Source organism: Oceanobacillus sp. AG (genome assembly GCF_009746545.1).
GTDB classification, from domain to species: Bacteria; Bacillota; Bacilli; order Bacillales; family Amphibacillaceae; genus Oceanobacillus; species Oceanobacillus indicireducens.
In genome coordinates, this window is sequence record NZ_WOWT01000012.1 from 42,244 (window position 1) to 59,563 (window position 17,320).

Annotated in this window: 17 protein-coding genes; 13 read left to right on the forward strand and 4 right to left on the reverse strand. The window is 42.0% G+C overall.

What is annotated here, in order from left to right:
- Window positions 1-37 precede the first annotated feature (37 nt).
- From nagA to GN217_RS08105, 8 genes are all read left to right on the forward strand, one after another.
- A complete protein-coding gene (nagA, locus tag GN217_RS08070) occupies window positions 38-1,201 on the forward strand; it encodes an N-acetylglucosamine-6-phosphate deacetylase (protein ID WP_156856173.1) in 1,164 nt (387 codons plus the stop codon).
- A gap of 131 nt (window positions 1,202-1,332) precedes the next feature.
- The gene (gene dhaK, locus GN217_RS08075) at window positions 1,333-2,328 is read left to right on the forward strand and encodes a dihydroxyacetone kinase subunit DhaK (RefSeq protein ID WP_156856174.1); all 996 of its coding nucleotides are present in this window, start codon (window positions 1,333-1,335) and stop codon (window positions 2,326-2,328) included.
- A gap of 15 nt (window positions 2,329-2,343) precedes the next feature.
- Complete coding sequence (gene dhaL / locus GN217_RS08080) at window positions 2,344-2,964, forward strand: dihydroxyacetone kinase subunit DhaL (protein WP_156856175.1); 621 nt, start codon at window positions 2,344-2,346, stop codon at window positions 2,962-2,964.
- Between the two features lie 6 nt (window positions 2,965-2,970).
- Window positions 2,971-3,348, forward strand: coding sequence for a dihydroxyacetone kinase phosphoryl donor subunit DhaM (dhaM, locus tag GN217_RS08085; RefSeq protein ID WP_156856176.1), 378 nt, complete (start codon window positions 2,971-2,973; stop codon window positions 3,346-3,348).
- A 56-nt stretch (window positions 3,349-3,404) separates the two neighbouring features.
- The gene (locus GN217_RS08090) at window positions 3,405-3,950 is read left to right on the forward strand and encodes a glycerol-3-phosphate responsive antiterminator (RefSeq protein ID WP_156856177.1); all 546 of its coding nucleotides are present in this window, start codon (window positions 3,405-3,407) and stop codon (window positions 3,948-3,950) included.
- 261 nt (window positions 3,951-4,211) lie between these two features.
- Window positions 4,212-5,039 (forward strand): MIP/aquaporin family protein, encoded by an 828-nt coding sequence (locus GN217_RS08095; protein WP_156856178.1) that lies wholly within the window; start codon window positions 4,212-4,214, stop codon window positions 5,037-5,039.
- A 22-nt stretch (window positions 5,040-5,061) separates the two neighbouring features.
- Window positions 5,062-6,555, forward strand: a complete 1,494-nt coding sequence (gene glpK, locus GN217_RS08100; protein ID WP_156856179.1) for a glycerol kinase GlpK — start codon at window positions 5,062-5,064, stop codon at window positions 6,553-6,555.
- 312 nt (window positions 6,556-6,867) lie between these two features.
- Window positions 6,868-8,529, forward strand: a complete 1,662-nt coding sequence (locus GN217_RS08105) for a glycerol-3-phosphate dehydrogenase/oxidase (protein WP_156856180.1) — start codon at window positions 6,868-6,870, stop codon at window positions 8,527-8,529.
- Between the two features lie 147 nt (window positions 8,530-8,676).
- Here the strand turns inward: GN217_RS08105 and GN217_RS08110 are convergent, their stop codons facing one another.
- Both GN217_RS08110 and GN217_RS08115 read right to left on the reverse strand, forming a co-directional pair.
- A complete protein-coding gene (locus GN217_RS08110) occupies window positions 8,677-10,023 on the reverse strand; it encodes a cyclic 2,3-diphosphoglycerate synthase (protein ID WP_156856181.1) in 1,347 nt (448 codons plus the stop codon).
- A 139-nt stretch (window positions 10,024-10,162) separates the two neighbouring features.
- Window positions 10,163-10,936, reverse strand: a complete 774-nt coding sequence (locus GN217_RS08115) for an ABC transporter substrate-binding protein (RefSeq protein WP_229782532.1) — start codon at window positions 10,934-10,936, stop codon at window positions 10,163-10,165.
- Window positions 10,937-11,214: 278 nt separating this feature from the next.
- Here GN217_RS08115 and GN217_RS08120 point away from each other — a divergent pair, with 278 nt between their 5' ends.
- The 5 genes from GN217_RS08120 (at window position 11,215) to GN217_RS08140 (ending at window position 15,375) form a co-directional block, all read left to right on the forward strand.
- Entirely contained in the window at window positions 11,215-12,375 is a 1,161-nt protein-coding gene (locus tag GN217_RS08120; protein WP_156856183.1) for a betaine/proline/choline family ABC transporter ATP-binding protein, read from the forward strand.
- A gap of 16 nt (window positions 12,376-12,391) precedes the next feature.
- Window positions 12,392-13,039, forward strand: a complete 648-nt coding sequence (locus tag GN217_RS08125; RefSeq protein ID WP_156856184.1) for an ABC transporter permease — start codon at window positions 12,392-12,394, stop codon at window positions 13,037-13,039.
- Between the two features lie 41 nt (window positions 13,040-13,080).
- Entirely contained in the window at window positions 13,081-13,971 is an 891-nt protein-coding gene (locus GN217_RS08130; RefSeq protein WP_156856237.1) for an osmoprotectant ABC transporter substrate-binding protein, read from the forward strand.
- A 1-nt stretch (window position 13,972) separates the two neighbouring features.
- Window positions 13,973-14,635, forward strand: a complete 663-nt coding sequence (locus tag GN217_RS08135; RefSeq protein WP_156856185.1) for an ABC transporter permease — start codon at window positions 13,973-13,975, stop codon at window positions 14,633-14,635.
- A gap of 161 nt (window positions 14,636-14,796) precedes the next feature.
- Window positions 14,797-15,375, forward strand: coding sequence for a GbsR/MarR family transcriptional regulator (locus GN217_RS08140; RefSeq protein ID WP_156856186.1), 579 nt, complete (start codon window positions 14,797-14,799; stop codon window positions 15,373-15,375).
- Window positions 15,376-15,455: 80 nt separating this feature from the next.
- On the opposite strand, the gene GN217_RS08145 is transcribed toward GN217_RS08140, so the two are convergent.
- Window positions 15,456-16,217: a transposase gene (locus GN217_RS08145; RefSeq protein WP_156856187.1), complete on the reverse strand. Its 762-nt coding sequence runs from the start codon at window positions 16,215-16,217 to the stop codon at window positions 15,456-15,458.
- A gap of 363 nt (window positions 16,218-16,580) precedes the next feature.
- Window positions 16,581-17,096, reverse strand: coding sequence for a DoxX family protein (locus GN217_RS08150; RefSeq protein ID WP_156856188.1), 516 nt, complete (start codon window positions 17,094-17,096; stop codon window positions 16,581-16,583).
- Window positions 17,097-17,320 lie beyond the last annotated feature (224 nt).

Below are 17,320 nucleotides of genomic sequence, written 5' to 3' on the forward strand. Positions count from 1 at the left end.
CGGGACACTGGGGTCAGAGCAGGAAGGAGAGCTACAAATGATTGTTGTTAAGAATGCACAAGTGTATACGGAAAGTGAGATCATCCCTGAGGCGAGGGTAGTTATCCGGGATGGCTTGATTGAGCAGATTGTTGCAGAGGATGGGGTGGCTGAGGATATTCCGCCGCAAGCACAAGTTATTGATGCTAAGCATGAATATGTTATTCCGGGTTTCATCGATACTCATATTCACGGAGCAGCAGGGGCAGATGTGATGGACGCGATGCCTGATGCACTTCAGATAATGGCTGAATTTTTGCCTAAGGAGGGTACAACTGCTTTCCTTGCGACAACAATTACGCAAGCAACTGAAAAAATCGAGCAAGCACTTCGAAATATCGCAAATTTTAAAAGCAAACCAGGAAAATCGGAAGTAATCGGTGTGCATCTGGAAGGTCCTTTTGTAGAAAAAACGAAAGCTGGTGCTCAGCCGGTAGAATATATTCAGAAACCAAACATGGGACTTTTCAATAGATGGCAAGAGCTTGCGGGGAATAAGATTAAAATGATAACTCTTGCGCCTGAACATGATCCAGAGGGAAATTTCATTCGATATTTAAATGAAACAGGTGTTACGGTTTCAGCAGGACATACGGATGCAGGTTTTTCAGAGCTTAATAGAGCTGTCCGACAAGGGGTACGACAATTGACGCATTTATGTAATGCGATGAACGGAATTCATCATCGGGACATTGGAGCGGTCGGTGCAGCTTTATTACTGGAAGAATTACATGCGGAACTGATTGCGGATGGTATCCATGTTTCGGATGAAATGCTTCAATTGGTATACCATAATATGGGGAGCGGACGACTCACATTGATTACGGATGCGATGCGTGCGAAGGGGCTCCCCCCAGGCGATTATGAACTAGGTGGTCAGCCGGTAAAAGTGACTGAGGACCGTGCAGTGCTTGCGGATGGTACGCTAGCTGGGAGTATTCTTTCGATGCAAGAGGCAGTCAAGAAAATGTTTAAGCTTCTTGATGGGATTGGAATACGGGATATTATTCAAATGGCTTCCGTCAACCCTGCAAAACAAGCCGGTGTGTATGACCGTAAAGGAAGTATTACTGTGGGGAAAGATGCGGACTTATTGATTGTGGATGCTGAATTAAATATAAAATATACGATTTGCCGTGGGATTATTGCCCATATTGGGTAAAAGTTTTGTACTGGGACATTTACACTGACCCCGTGTCCCAACCCTATGTCCCAAGCTGGGACACTTGCTCTGACCCCATGTGCCGTTCTACAATGGGGTTAGTTATTATTTTTGAATAGGAGGTAGTGGTTGTGAAGAAGATAATTAATGATCCGAATTTGGTTGTTAGGGATATGTTGGATGGGTTTGTTGCTGCTTACCCAAGGGAAGTTAGATTATTGCCCGGGACAACAGTTATTGCAAGGGTTGATGCCCCGGCTGCAAATAAGGTTGGCTTAGTTAGTGGTGGCGGGAGCGGTCACGAGCCGGCCCATGCTGGTTACGTCGGTGAGGGGATGCTTGATGCTGCGGTTGCTGGGGAAGTGTTTACTTCACCTACCCCAGACCAAGTGCTTGAAGGAATCAAAGCAGTTGATGCCGGCGCCGGGGTGTTGCTCGTGATTAAAAACTATACGGGTGACGTGATGAACTTTGACATGGCAGCTGAACTGGCTGAAGCTGAAGGAATTCGTGTAGAGCAGGTTATTGTAAATGACGATGTTGCGGTAGAGGATAGTTCATTTACGACCGGTCGCAGAGGGATTGCCGGGACCGTTTTTGTCCATAAGTTAGCTGGTGCAAAGGCTGAAGCGGGCGGAACACTTGCTGAGGTGAAAGCAGTCGCTGAAAAAACGGTCAAAAATGTACGTTCCATCGGGATGGCGATTACGCCGTGTACCGTACCAGCTGCTGGAACACCGAGCTTTTCGCTAGAAGAAAATGAGATGGAAATTGGTATTGGTATTCATGGGGAACCAGGTATTGAACGGAAAGCTATTGCGAGTGCCGATGATATTGCTGCAGAACTTACGGAAAAGGTACTGGATGATCTTAAGCTTGAAACAGATTCAGAAGTTGCGGTTATGGTGAATGGCTTAGGAGGTACGCCAGAAATCGAACTGTACATCGTTAATAAAAAAGTGAATGAACTTTTAACGAGTAAGGGCATCCGTATTTATGACACATTCGTTGGGGAGTACATGACATCTTTAGAAATGGCGGGTGTTTCCGTAACTTTATTAAAGCTTGATGACGAACTAAAGGAACTGTTGGATGCTAAATCAAAGGCACCGGCATTCCGGCGCTGAAATGGGGGCGAAAAGATGGAATTGAATGTAGCAAATACAGTGAAGTGGATGACGTTAGCAAATGAAAAAATCCAGGAAAATAAAACGTATTTAACTGAATTGGATCAGGCAATTGGGGATGGTGACCATGGAATTAATATGGCACGTGGTTTTCAGGAAGTAGAGGCGAAAATTACTGCCACTGATTATGATAATGTTTCTGATCTATTGAAAGATGTCTCCATGACTTTGCTATCGAAAGTTGGTGGTGCGGCTGGTCCGCTATATGGTACAGCTTTTTTAAAGCTATCGATGGCAGTAAAAGGTAGTGAGACGCTAGATTTTCCGAAGTTCAAGAGCGGATTGGCAGAGGCACTTGCAGGAATAAAGCAGCGAGGTAAAGCAGAAAAGGGCGAGAAAACACTAGTCGATGTCTGGGAGCCGCTTGTCGATTACTTGAATGGACAAAATAGCTTCAATGCAGCAGGCTTTGAATCAGTAGCGAAAGAAGCAATGGAAGCGACAAAAGACTTTGAGGCGAAGAAAGGTAGAGCGGCCTACTTGCGGGAACGCTCCATTGGTCATTTGGACCCTGGCTCGGTTTCATCGTTCTATATTTTCTCAAGCCTTGCTGAAGTGTTGAAGGAAGGTGACTAATAAAAATTGGCAAATGTAAGTATTGTGCTCGTTTCCCACAGTTCGAAAGTAGCGGAAGGGATTCGAGATATCATCACGCAAATGGTGCCAGCTGTTTCGATTGGAGTAGCAGGCGGAACGGAAGAAGGAGAAATTGGTACGAACATTGATAAAATAAAGCAGGCGATAGAAGAGGTTCAGGGAGAAAAGGGAGTTCTCCTATTTTACGACATCGGCAGTGCTAAGATGAATGCCGAGTTAGCAGTGGAAATGAACGAATATAAAAATGTCCATGTCGTAGAAGCCCCAATTCTTGAAGGTGCTTTCGTGGCAGCTGTAGAAGCGGGCATGGGTAAGTCACTAGAAGAAGTGCAAGCGGCTGCTGAAAAAAATTATCGGGATTAGGAAGCTTATTTAGGGGATAAGAAAAAACAAATAAAAATCGATCCAGAGGGGTTTTCATGTTGTTTAAAGACAAAGTTATACCAGCAATTCGAAAGATCAAAGATTTTGAAAAAGTCCTAGAGAGCGGCCACGAGACTATTATTTTATTAGAAAGTCGTGTCTCCCAATTGCAAAATTTAGTTAAATATGCTCATCAATATGGAAAAAAGATATATGTGCATGCGGATCTGATTAGTGGATTAAAAGCAGATAAATATGGGATAGAATTTTTAACGAATAATGTAAAAGTAGATGGAATCATTTCGACAAGAGGAGAAGTAATTTCCCTTGTCAAAAAGCAACGTATTGTTGCTATTCAACGTTTATTTGCTTTAGATAGTCATGCACTTGATCACAATTTGCAAATATGTAAGCGGGTGAATCCTGATTATATTGAAATATTACCGGCAATTCTACCCGGAATCATTAAAGAAGTACAAGAAGAAACGGGCATACCCATTATTGCCGGGGGATTAATCAGAACAGAGCAGGATGTTAAGGAAACTATTAAAAATGGTGCCGTAGCTGTAACAACCTCGAGTAACCTACTTTGGGAGCTTTAGCAGTTAGAAACTAAGACCACATCTTTGCTTGTTGCCTTCAAGCTGAAAGACGCAAATAAAAACCTGAAATATTTTTGTTGACAACGCTTTCACGATGATGTAGAATGCTAGTTACAAGTTAAGCGAAGTGCTGGAGATGAGAGAATCACACTGCACCCCATATTTCTTTGAACGGGAAATATTATGGGGTGAGGTGTGATTTTTTTTAAAGGCTTGTCATAACTTGTTGTAAGGGGTTTAATATTTAAAGGGGGTTAAGGGATGTCAGCGTTTCTAGCAGAGGTCATTGGTACGATGGTTCTCATTATTTTTGGCGGCGGTGTGGTAGCAAGCAATATTTTGAACAAGTCAAAAGGTGTTGGCGGTGGCTGGGTGCTAATAACACTCGGATGGGGACTTGCGGTAACTTTAGGGGTGTACGCCGCAGGAAACTTTTCTGGAGCCCATCTGAATCCAGCTGTTACTTTAGGGTTTGCTGCTATTGGAGAATTTCCTTGGGAAAATGTATTAACGTATATTTCAGGACAAATGGTTGGTGCTATAATTGGAGCCACCATCGTTTTCTTTGCTTATTTACCTCATTGGAGAGAGACAAGGGAGACGGACCTGAAGTTAGCCGTATTCGCAACAGGACCGGCAATCCGGAGTCCATTATCAAACCTTGTTACTGAAATGATTGGTACGTTCGCTCTGCTTCTAGGTCTACTCTTTATTGGTGCCAATCAATTTACGGAAGGGTTAAACCCGCTTGTTGTGGGTGCGTTAATTGTTGCGATCGGTATGTCTTTAGGAGGACCTACAGGTTACGCGATTAACCCGGCACGTGATTTAGGACCAAGGATTGCACATGCCCTGCTTCCAATACCCGGTAAAGGAAGCTCTGATTGGGGATACGCGTGGGTTCCGGTGATTGGTCCTATTATCGGCGGGGTTTATGGGGCCTTGTTTTATCAAGCTTTCTTTACAGGTGCTTATACCACGATGTTTTGGATAGCGAGTGTGGTGGTAGCTATCATATTTGTGGCCGCTGCAAGCATCGAATTAAAAAAAGCACCGAATAGACCGATAGCTAATAAAAAAGTATCTTAAGCAAAATGGGAGGGGAAAACAGATGAAAAAATTTATTTTATCTATTGATCAAGGAACAACCAGCTCACGGGCTATATTATTTAACGAAAAGGGAGAAGTTGTGGAAGTATCACAACGGGAATTTGAGCAATTTTTCCCGCATCCCGGTTGGGTTGAGCATGATGCCAATGAAATTTGGACATCTGTTTTAGCTTGTATTGCGGATGTGTTAAGAAAGGCTGATATCGGTCCGGAACAAGTGGAAGGCATCGGAATTTCCAACCAAAGGGAAACGACTGTTGTGTGGGATAGAGAAACCGGAAAGCCGATTTATAAAGCGATCGTCTGGCAATCAAGGCAAACGGAAGAAATTGTTCAAACCTTGCGTGAAAAGGGCTATAACGACTTGTTTAAAGAAAAGACTGGCTTGCTGCTCGATCCGTATTTCTCAGGTACAAAGGTAAAATGGATTTTAGATAATGTGGACGGAGCCAGGGAAAAAGCGGAAAACGGTGAACTGCAATTCGGTACGATTGACAGCTGGCTTGTGTATAAATTATCTGGTCATAAAGTCCATGTCACAGACTATTCCAATGCTTCCAGGACCCTGATGTACAATATTTACGATTTAAAATGGGATGACGAGCTACTGGAAATATTAACAATACCAAAGAGCATGCTTCCAGAAGTTAAACAATCCTCTGAAGTATATGCCCATACTATAAGTTACCATTTCTTCGGTGAAGAAGTTCCGATTGCCGGGATTGCAGGTGACCAACAAGCAGCTCTATTTGGTCAAGCGTGTTTTGACAAAGGAATGGTTAAAAATACGTATGGTACAGGCGGATTCTTATTGATGAACACGGGAGAAAAAGGTGTTCAATCGGAAAATGGTTTACTAACGACAATTGCTTGGGGAGTAGACGGAAAGGTTGAATATGCTCTTGAAGGTAGCGTCTTTGTGTCAGGATCTGCTATTCAATGGCTTCGTGATGGATTGGGATTATTGGAAAGCGCCCCAGAAAGTGAGAATTTGGCTAAGAATGTAGTATCTACGGACGGTGTGTATGTTGTTCCTGCATTCGTTGGCTTAGGTACACCATATTGGGATAGTGAAGCGCGGGGAGCGGTGTTCGGGTTGACACGCGGTACGACAAAAGAACACCTTGTTAGAGCTACACTGGAATCGATTGCCTATCAGTCAAAAGACGTTGTAGATATAATGGCTGCTGACTCTGGTATTGGAGTGAAATCATTACGTGTCGACGGTGGAGCGGTTAAAAATAACTTCCTTATGCAGTTCCAGAGTGATCTATTGAATGTTCAAGTAGACAGGCCTATGATTAACGAGACAACCGCTTTAGGAGCAGCGTATTTGGCTGGTTTAGCAATTGGTTACTGGAAGGACAAAGAAGAAATAGCAAAACAATGGCAAATTGAACGCAGCTTTACGCCTGACTTTGCAGATGAAAAACGCCAGGAGCTTTATAATGGTTGGAAGAAAGCTGTGGAAGCAACGAGAGTATTCAAGATTTAAGCTTGCTTCAGGAAAATTTACGATTATTATCACCATCCTGAATAAATTCCTGTTACGGAGGCAAAGTACTTTACCAGGAAACAGAATAGGTGCTATACTTTAAAATAAGTTAATACATTGGACGGAGATTCTCGAGAGACCACATAGCCTCTATACTTATAGAGTGTTTTGTGGTCTCTTTTTATTTATGCGAAAAACGGGGAATCTTTATGAATGGGGCAATCATTTGATTACGAAATAGCTTCTTAACATAAATCCGTCAGGTTGTAGATTGCCAATATATAGTAATAATTAATAAAGGAGCGGATTCACATGTTTTCAAGTTTACATCGCGAAGAAATAAAAACGAACATGCTGGAAAATCTTGATCTACTTGTAATAGGCGGCGGGATCACAGGAGCTGGGATTGCTCTAGATGCGGCAACGAGAGGTATGAAGGTCGCCGTATTAGAAATGCAGGATTTTTCAGCAGGTACTTCCAGTCGCTCAACGAAGCTAATCCATGGTGGACTGCGATATTTGAAGCAGTTTGAAATTGGCGTGGTTACTGAAACCGGTAGGGAGCGGGCAATTGTTTATGAAAATGGTCCCCATGTGACCACGCCGGAGTGGATGATGCTGCCGTTTTATAAAGGAGGTACGTTTGGACCGTTCACAACGAATATTGGCTTGCGAGTCTATGATACTCTTGCCGGAGTGGAAAAAGATGAAAGAAGAAAGATGTTTAAACCGGAAGAGGCGTTAAGACGTGAACCATTGTTAAATGCAACAGGTCTAAAAGGAGCTGGTTATTATGTGGAGTATAAGACAGATGACGCTCGTTTAACAATTGAGGTGATGAAAAAGGCTGTAGAAAAGGGTGCGCATGCTTTAAATTATATGAAAATCACTAACTTAATTTATGAAAATAATAAAGTAATTGGTGTTGAAGCCGAGGATCAAATAGATGGAACAACCCAAAAATATTATGCAAAAAAGGTTGTAAATGCTGCTGGTCCATGGGTAGATACGTTACGTGAATTAGACAACTCGAAAAAAGGAAAACACTTGAGATTGACGAAAGGGATTCACCTCGTATTTGACGGTGAACGATTCCCGTTAAAACAGGCAATTTATTTTGATACTCCAGATGGAAGAATGGTATTCGCTATTCCGCGAGAGGGTAAAACATATGTAGGTACGACAGATACCGTATACGAAGGCGATATTGCTAATCCGAAAATGACCATCGCAGACCGTGATTATGTGTTAAAGGCAATTGATTATATGTTCCCTCAAGTCGGTATTAAACCAGAAGATGTGGAGTCGAGTTGGGCCGGCTTACGTCCGCTTATCCATGAAGAGGGGAAGGACCCATCAGAGGTTTCCCGAAAAGATGAAATTTTTGTCTCTGATTCAGGCTTTATTTCTATAGCTGGCGGTAAGCTAACCGGCTACCGTAAAATGGCAGAAAGCATTGTAGATTTAGTCGGAAAACAATTAGCTGAAGAAGAAGGCCGGACATTTCCTAGTACACAAACGAAAGAATTACGTATCTCTGGAGGCTCTGTAGGAGGGTCAGCAGGTTTCCCTGATTTTATAAAAGAAAAGGTAGAGCTCGGATTAAAGATTGGCTTAAAAGAAGAGGTAACGAAAAAGCTTGTGCAAAGGTACGGCTCCAATATAGAAATTTTATACGATATTTATCAGCGTGAATCCCAAGCACAAGATGAAACGATAGATCCGGTAGTACTCACGATGCTGCGTTATGCCATTGATTATGAATCAACCTATAAACCAACAGACTTTTTTATAAGACGTACAGGGGCATTATTTTTCAATATTTCATGGGTGCACGAACATAAAAATGAAGTGGTTCAATATATGGCAAAAGCTCTCGACTGGACTAACGAACAGAAACTAGAATATGAAAAAGAATTGGAACAAGCCCTACATGACGCAACCCACCCACTAGAGCAAGATCATGATAATTGAATTGGGACAGGGGGTCAGAGCATCTGTCCCACAAAAGGCGGGACATTGGGGGCGGAGGCATTGTCCCGCAAAAGTTGGGACATTGGGGTCAGAGGCATTGTCCCGAAAAAAATCGGGACAACGGCTCTGACCCCGTGTCCCGATTTGTTAAGCTAATTGCAGTTGATGTTTTTTGATAAAGTTTTCGAGGATGTTGTCTAAGTTTGGTCCTTCCACTTCGTCTAAGTCATAGAAGACTCGGGTGGTCGGTTTGTTGATGTTGATAACGCGAGTCAAATCGATTGGCGTTCCGATAATAACTGCATCACAATCTGTATTATTAATTGTTTCTTCTAAATCCTTCAGCTGTTTTTCACCATATCCCATCGCGGGAAGTACATTTTCCAGATGTGGATAAGCTGCAAATGTTTCTTTTAATGTTCCTACTAAATATGGGGTAGGATCAATTACTTCGGTTGCCCCGTTACGCTCTACTGCAACTGTACCCGCGCCAATCTTCATTTCCCCATGGGTAAGTGTCGGTCCGTCTTCCACAACTAAAACGCGTTTTCCTTTAATGAGCTCCGGTTTATCCACAGAAATAGTAGATTCCGCTTTGATAATCTCACTAACAGGACTTGCTGCTTTGATATTGTTTTCCACAATGTCAATTGCTTCTTGCGGTGCACTGTCTACTTTGTTGATAATCGCGACATCCGTAGTTCTTAAACAAACCTCACCAGGATAATATTTTAGCTCGTGACCTGGACGATGCGGGTCAAGAACAGTAATCGCTAGATCTGGCTCGTAGAAGGAAAAGTCATTATTTCCACCGTCCCAAAGAATCACATCACAGCCATCGGGGTCATTTTCTGCAGCCTCTAAAATATCTGCATAATCCACTCCAGCATAGACAATATTTCCTCTTGTTACGTGTGGCTCGTATTCTTCCATTTCCTCAATGGTACAGTCATGCTTTTTTAAGTCATCAACAGTTGCGAAACGCTGTACTCGCTGTGCGGTTAGGTCACCGTAAGGCATCGGGTGACGAACAGCAACAACTTTCAAGCCTTTCTTTAGCAGGGATTCGATGATTTTACGAGAAGTTTGACTTTTCCCTGTCCCCGTACGTACTGCCGTCACGGAAATGACCGGCTTCTTACTTTTCAGCATTGTGCTGTTCGGGCCAAGCAATTTAAAGTCGGCGCCAGCAGCGTTCACAACCGCGCTGATTCCCATGACATCTTCATAGCTTAAATCACTGAAGGCAAAAACGCATTCATCGACTTCAAGTTCCTTAATTAATTTCGGTAATTCATCTTGGGAATAAATCGGAATTCCCTCCGGATATAGCTTACCCGCAAGCTCCCACGGATATTTTCGTCCATCAATATCAGGAATTTGCGCTGCAGTAAATGCAACTACTTTATATGAATCATTATTACGATAATACGTATTGAAATTATGAAAGTCTCTTCCAGCAGCACCAATTATAATTACATTTTTAGTTTCCATAGCATTCGCTCCTATATGTCTAAAGAATTGATTATAATTATACTCGTCAATGTATATTTATGCAATAGGTTAAATAAAAAAAGTGGATTAATCAGAAAAAAGTTTGATTAATCCGCTATTTAAGCTATAAAGGAATCTATCATTCTTCTCTGATAGTCTTGAAATACGCTGCAGCTTCGACCATTTTCGCACCATACCAGAACATTTCCCCATCTACAATTCTTACTTTCGTATGAGGAAGCATCTCTTGGAATACGTCAAGATGTTTTTCTCGGAAAGGAAAAGGCTCCGTCGCTAGAAAAAGTTCATCGAGTTCCGCTTGCTTGAAATCTTCTTCTGTCACCATTGGATAGCGTCCTTCTACTTCTGTAAAAGGGTTAATAAACCCCATTTCTTCAAGCAGTGAATTGATATACGTATCTTTCCCTACAACCATATACGGCCTCTGCCAAATAACATAGGCTACTCGCTTATTCCCACCATGGGGAAGAGTTTGAAATGCAGTTTTGATTTGGTGCACGAGTTTACTTCCGGCCTCTTCTTTTTCTGTTAGACGGCCGATATCTTCAATCATCGGGAAGACATCTTTGAAATGCTGTACTTCAAAGACGAAAACGGGATAGTGTTTTTCTAACGTCTCCACGATTTCCTTCGTATTTTCTTCTTTTTCGGCAATAATAAGATCTGGTTTCAATTCATGAATACGATCCAGTTTTATATCTTTCGTGCCGCCAATATTAATGACATTCTGTACTTTAACTTCCGGAAACTTGCAAAATCTCGTCCGCCCTACGATTTCCTTATCCAATCCTAAATGATACATCGTCTCCGTTATCGCAGGAACAAGGGAAATAATCCGCTCTGGTCTACCGTCAATCGGAACTAGCCGACCAAGATGATCACGAACACCCACAAATAAAACCTCCTTCACGGATGGGACAGGGGGTCAGAGCAAAGTGTCCCACTGGGACATTTGCTCTGACCCCACTGTCCCACGCTTTCCATAACATTATACTAGATTTACGGCGATTTATGGAGGAATTGTACGAAAAGTGCGGTTATAAAGTTTATAAAGTAAATATTGTATGAATTAATCATACTGTATGACGTTTAAATCGGTTTTAGTTATTTATTTAGTTTCGATATAATGAAGTAGTCGATTCATTCTGAAAAATTTGGAGGTGTTTCGTTTTGTTAGAATTTAAAAATGTAACAAAACGCTACAGTAATTATGGAAAGCCTGCTGTAAATAATTTGAATTTAAAAGTAGATAAAGGAGAATTTGTCTGTTTTATTGGACCAAGTGGTTGCGGGAAAACGACAACGATGAAGATGATCAACCGGCTCATCGATATTACAGACGGAAGTATTTTACTAAATGACAAAGACATCACGAAACAGAACCCCGTTGAGCTCCGTCGTTCCATTGGCTATGTCATTCAGCAAGTCGGTCTCATGCCACATATGACGATTAAAGAAAATATCGTCCTTGTTGGAACGCTTCTCAAGTGGTCGAAGGAGAAGAAAGATGCCCGGGCTCGCGAACTGATTAAGTTAGTTGATCTGCCGGAAGATTATCTTGATAAATATCCGCATGAGCTAAGTGGCGGACAACAACAGCGAATCGGTGTCCTACGCGCATTAGCAGCGAACCCACCCTTAATATTGATGGATGAGCCATTTGGTGCACTCGACCCGATTACGAGGGATTCCTTACAGGATGAATTTAAAAAACTGCAACGTGAATTAGATAAAACAATCGTATTTGTCACCCATGATATGGATGAAGCAATAAAGCTCGCTGATCGCATCGTAATTATGCGTGACGGGGAAATTGTCCAGGCAGATACGCCTGAAGAAATTTTAAGAAATCCAGCAAATGATTTTGTAGAGGAATTCCTTGGAAAAGAACGTCTCATTCAAGGTCGCCCGGATGTTGTGACAGTTGGACAAATAACAGGAGGCTCGCCGATAACAATTGAACCTCAAGCTACATTGAAAAACGCACTTGCTACAATGAGGGATAAAAAAGTAGACTCTTTGCTCGTTGTAGATTCTAACCATGTTTTACAAGGGTTTATTGATATTGAAATGGTGAATTTGAATTATAGAAAAGCGACAACAGTGGAGAAAGTAATGGAAACGGAACTTTTCACTGTAACGGAAGATAGCTTACTTCGTGATACGGTTCACAAAATTTTACGCCGTGGAATGAAATATGTTCCAGTCGTTGATAACGATAATCGTTTAACAGGGATCGTCACAAGAGCAGCCCTTGCCAATCTACTTTACGATACGATTTGGGGCAATGGAATGGAATTGGAAGATTCTGAACCTGAAATTCAAGCATAATAGGAGGTGTATATAAATGATGGAATTTTTTTCAACCCATGGAAGTGAATTGCTATTTAAAACGTGGGAACATCTCTATATTTCTCTCGCAGCAATTGTACTAGGAATTGTCGTAGCTGTACCGCTCGGAATTTTACTATCCAGGGCACCAAAGTTTGCTGATCGCTTTATTTCTTTCATTGGGGTGCTACAAACGATTCCAAGCTTGGCTATACTTGCCTTTTTTATTCCCTTTTTGGGAGTTGGAAAATTGCCGGCAATCGTCGCATTATTTTTCTATTCCTTGCTGCCTATTTTACGGAATACGTATGTCGGTGTCCAGGGAGTCGATCAGTCTGTTGTTGAAGCAGGGAAAGGTATGGGAATGAGCACATGGCAGTCTATTTTAAAAATGGAATTTCCTCTTGCTTTACCGGTGATTATGGCAGGAATACGTTTGTCCACCGTTTATCTCATCGGTTGGGCAACCTTAGCTGCATTTATCGGCGGGGGAGGGCTTGGTGACTTTATTTTCGATGGCCTAAACCTTTATCGTCCGGATTTAATTTTAGCTGGAACCATTCCGGCAACGATTCTTGCTGTCATTGCTGATCGGTCCCTTGCTGGTCTAGAAACTAGAATGATGCCAAAAGGATTAAGAGAATCATATAAAGCAGCAGGATAATTTTGGAGGTGGATTACTTGAGAAAAGGAATTATAGGACTCATGTTACTTCTGACGCTAACTGGCTGCTCCTTACCAGGACTTACTGGTTCGGCCGCTAATACGATTAAAATCGGGGCAATAGCAACGTCAGAATCTCATATATTAGCAGAAATGTTGTCGCTTATGATAGAAAGAGAGACTGGTGCAAATACAGAACTCGTGACACATCTTGGTTCTTCCATCGTTCAGCATCAAGGAATGGTGCGAGGTGATCTGGATATCACGGCTTCAAGATACACAGGGACGGATTTATCCGGGGCACTCGGTATGGAACCTGTGAGAGATCCCGATGCGGCATTGGAAATTGTGGAACGGGAATTTGAAGGGCGATTCAACCAACTATGGGGGCCAACCTATGGTTTTGAAAACACGTATGCAATTGCGATTACCTCTGACTTTGCCGAAGAAAATAATATCGAAACCGTTTCCGATTTGGAACCTTTTGCAGATGATTTGCGCTTTGGCGTGGATAACTCATGGGTCAACCGGAAAGGGGACGGGTATGATGGATTTCAAGAAATGTATTTTTCCTTTGGAGAAGTATATCCGATGAACATTGGGCTCGTTTATCAAGCCGCGGCATCAGGTAGTATGGATGTTGTGCTTGCCTATTCTTCAGATGGTAGAATTAAAGAATTTAATTTAAAAGTGCTTGAAGACGACCGCCGCTTTTTCCCGCCATACGATGCGTCACCTGTCGTTGCGAATGAAACGTTAGAGCAATATCCGGAAATGGTTCAGATGCTTGAACGGTTGCACGGGCAAATTTCTACAGAACAGATGCAGGAATTGAATTATCAGGCAGATGTTTTGCTGATTAATCCTCGGCAAGTAGCGAAGGATTTCCTCGAGGAAAACAATTATTTTGAAGACGTAAAGGGGGAAGAGTGAGATGGAAATACTGCAAGAGTTCTTCACCTATGTCAGTATGAATGCGGGTTATATTTGGGTAGAATTTTACAGACATTTCTTGATGGCCGCTTATGGTGTATTATTTGCAGCTATTATCGCAATTCCGCTCGGTATCCTTATTGCTAAATACGGTAAATTGAGTGGATGGGTATTGTCCCTCGGAAGTATTATTCAGACGATTCCCGCGTTAGGTGCTATGGCGATTATTATGATGGTCTTTGGACTCGGTGTAAATACGGCTGTATTCACCTTGGCGCTTTATTCCATCTTGCCGATTACGCAAAATACGTATGTTGGCATGAAAGGTGTAGATGAAAATGTTGTGGAAGCGGCTTATGCATCTGGCATGACGCGCTTTCAAGTACTGCGAATGGTAGAGTTGCCGTTAGCGATCAGTGTTATAATGGCTGGGCTTCGGACTGCTATTGTCATTGGCATCGGGATTGCGGCGATCGGTGCGTTCGTCGGTGCAGGCGGTCTTGGCGCTATTATTATTACTGGCACGAATGCAACGGACGGGACAGCAATTATTTTAGCTGGGGCAATCCCGACAGCCTTTATGGCGATTATTGCAGACTTGGCGATGGGCTGGATTGAACGGAAACTTCACCCGGTAAAACCGTCCAAGCCGCAAGCCTCCTAGAATGGGACATGGGGTCAGAGCATTTGTCCCAATCATTGGGTACTTTTCTTGGAATTTCGATTGAAAATACTTTTTTTATTCGCCTTAAACATATTATAGTAATAACGGCAAAGAGTTTACGTACTACTATAGTTTGGCTAGCGACTGAAGGAAGGAGAACGATGACAATTCATAGAGAGAATATTAATGAGATACGAACACAATTTATTGATCGAATTTCCGATATCATGAGCACATTCGGGGTCTCTACGACTGTCGGACGTATACTGGGGATTATTTATTTGAATCGTGAGCCGATGACACTCGATGAGTTATCCGCCGAAACTGGAATGAGTAAAACACGGATGAGTCAAGTGGTTCGCGAAATGCTTGATATGGATATGCTAGTCCGGGTTTTCAAAAAAGGTGTGCGGAAAGATTTATATCAACTTGAAAAAGATCATTATGAAACCTTTATTACCTTATTCAATTCCTCTTGGCAAAAAGCGATTATGCGTAACAGAAGCTTTGAGCCAAGGCTTAAAAATAGATTAAAACAAATAAAGGAATCCCCGGAATTATCGATAGAGGAAGAAAAGCAGGTTGACGACCTACTTGAAGAGTTACAGGAGTGGATGGATTACCACGATTGGATTCGCAGAGTTGCCGAGTTCTTTGAAAGTGGTGAAATCTTCAACCACGTTCCAATAAATCGCACCAATGAAACGAAACATCAGGACATTCCACTTCTTGATGATTAGGAGAGGGACAGTGGGGTCAGAGGATTTGTCCCAGTGGGACATTTACTCTGACCCCAATGTCCTAACCCCAATGTCCCATTTTATTTCACACGAGCGATGACACTTTTTGGGATTCCGGTAATGCGTGAGAGTTGTCGAATGGTGATACCTTTTAGTGCTTTTAATTCACGAATGACTGCATCTCTTTCACTTTTCCCCATTTTTTGCAGGTGGCTTATGTTGCTTATACCTATCTCCGTTAGAAAATTCATAACTTCTGCATCCTCAAGAACTTTTTTGCCTGTATTATTCATAAACTCATCTTCATGTTGAAGCAGCATAAATTCGATAAATAATCGAATTGCCTTCTCCCTGTCTAAAGCGAATAATTGAACGGCAACTTCGGTATCCACAAGTGAAGGTTTGCCTAAATATTCTTGCATGCTTGTCCATTTAGATGTTATGGCGTCACTAGCAAGTCCCGCCTGAACGGGGTTTTGGTGAATATAACGAAGTACTTTTAAAAAAGAGCGGACAGACTCTATTGTTTCACTTCTAAATCTTCCTTGAAACAAGTGACCTGTTCGATCGTATTTCCGATTGTACCAAAGAACATAGCTTGAACTTAGGCGCTGAATCGCTTTAGAAATTGATTCTTCTCTTTCTTCAATCAACAGGTGGACATGGTTATCCATTAAACAATAACCATAGAGTAAAAGACCACTTTTCTTTTTAACATATGCCAATGTCTGCATAAATCTGTATCTGTCATTCTTATCCTCGAAAATTGTTTGCTTATTAATCCCACGCAGCATGACATGATAAATCCCACTTAAACTTTTTTTACGCGGCTTTCTCGCCACAAAAATATCCTCCCTTCCTGGTTTATTTAAAAAAGATATGCGTTTCTGAAAAAAGATGAGATGTTGAAAGAATTAATGATAGGGTATATAGGAGAAAAGACGGGGAAAGGATGCTAGCATTTATCATAGACGGTTCGAAAAGAAGAAGCAAATAGAGGATTTACAGTAAAGGGGGAGCTATTTCTGGAAAATAGAGGGGGAAATGGGAATTATCATCGTAATGTAAGAGATCAAAAGTATCATTTACCTCAGGTATACCAACTGAAAACGTAAATCGCCAAACTTTTAATAATATATTAATCGGGACAAATACACTGACCCCATGTCCCAATCGGGACACAGAGTCAGTGTATTTGTCCCAGTTTATGCTGGGAAGTTAACTGTTTTATCTGTTGGTTTTGTTTTTGCTTTTTTATTGAAGCGTGCTTTGATATATGGAGCAATAAAACGGTCGACACCGTAGTAATAACTTGCTGCACCTGTGAATAAAAGCACAATCGCAAGCGTGTAAAGTATAGGGTTTGTACTCAATGTTCCTGCAAGTAAGAAATTAAGGTTCATGAATGCACCAGCGATTAAAGCAGGAATAGTAGCTGCACCAAGTATTAAACCGATACCTACCAAGAGTTCTCCCCACGGGATTAAGATATTTATTAAACCGACATTCGGAATAGCAAAGCCTTCGACAAATGTTGCGTACCATGCTTGTACTGTAGGGGCTTCGCCTGTTGCATTGGCAAGTACACCTTGCAGAAACCCGCCGGCATCAAATCCGCCAACTACTTTACCCCAACCCGCAGTCAACCATTGTACACCTAACCAAACCCGCAATACTGTCCAAACAACCGCCATCTGAGGTCCTTTAATAAAGTTTTTCATTTGTTTATCTCCTCACATATTATATTGTGAAATGTTTCACTATCTCTTACAATTTAAATATACTGTATTCAACGTGAAAATGCAATATACTTCACCGCATTGTAACAATTTAAAAATGGGGACAGGGGGTCAGAGCAACTGTCCCAGAATCTCTGGGACAAGTGCTCTGACCCCCTTGTCCCTTTCCCGTTTAGAAATTGTTTAGTTTGGCTCATTATACTAGG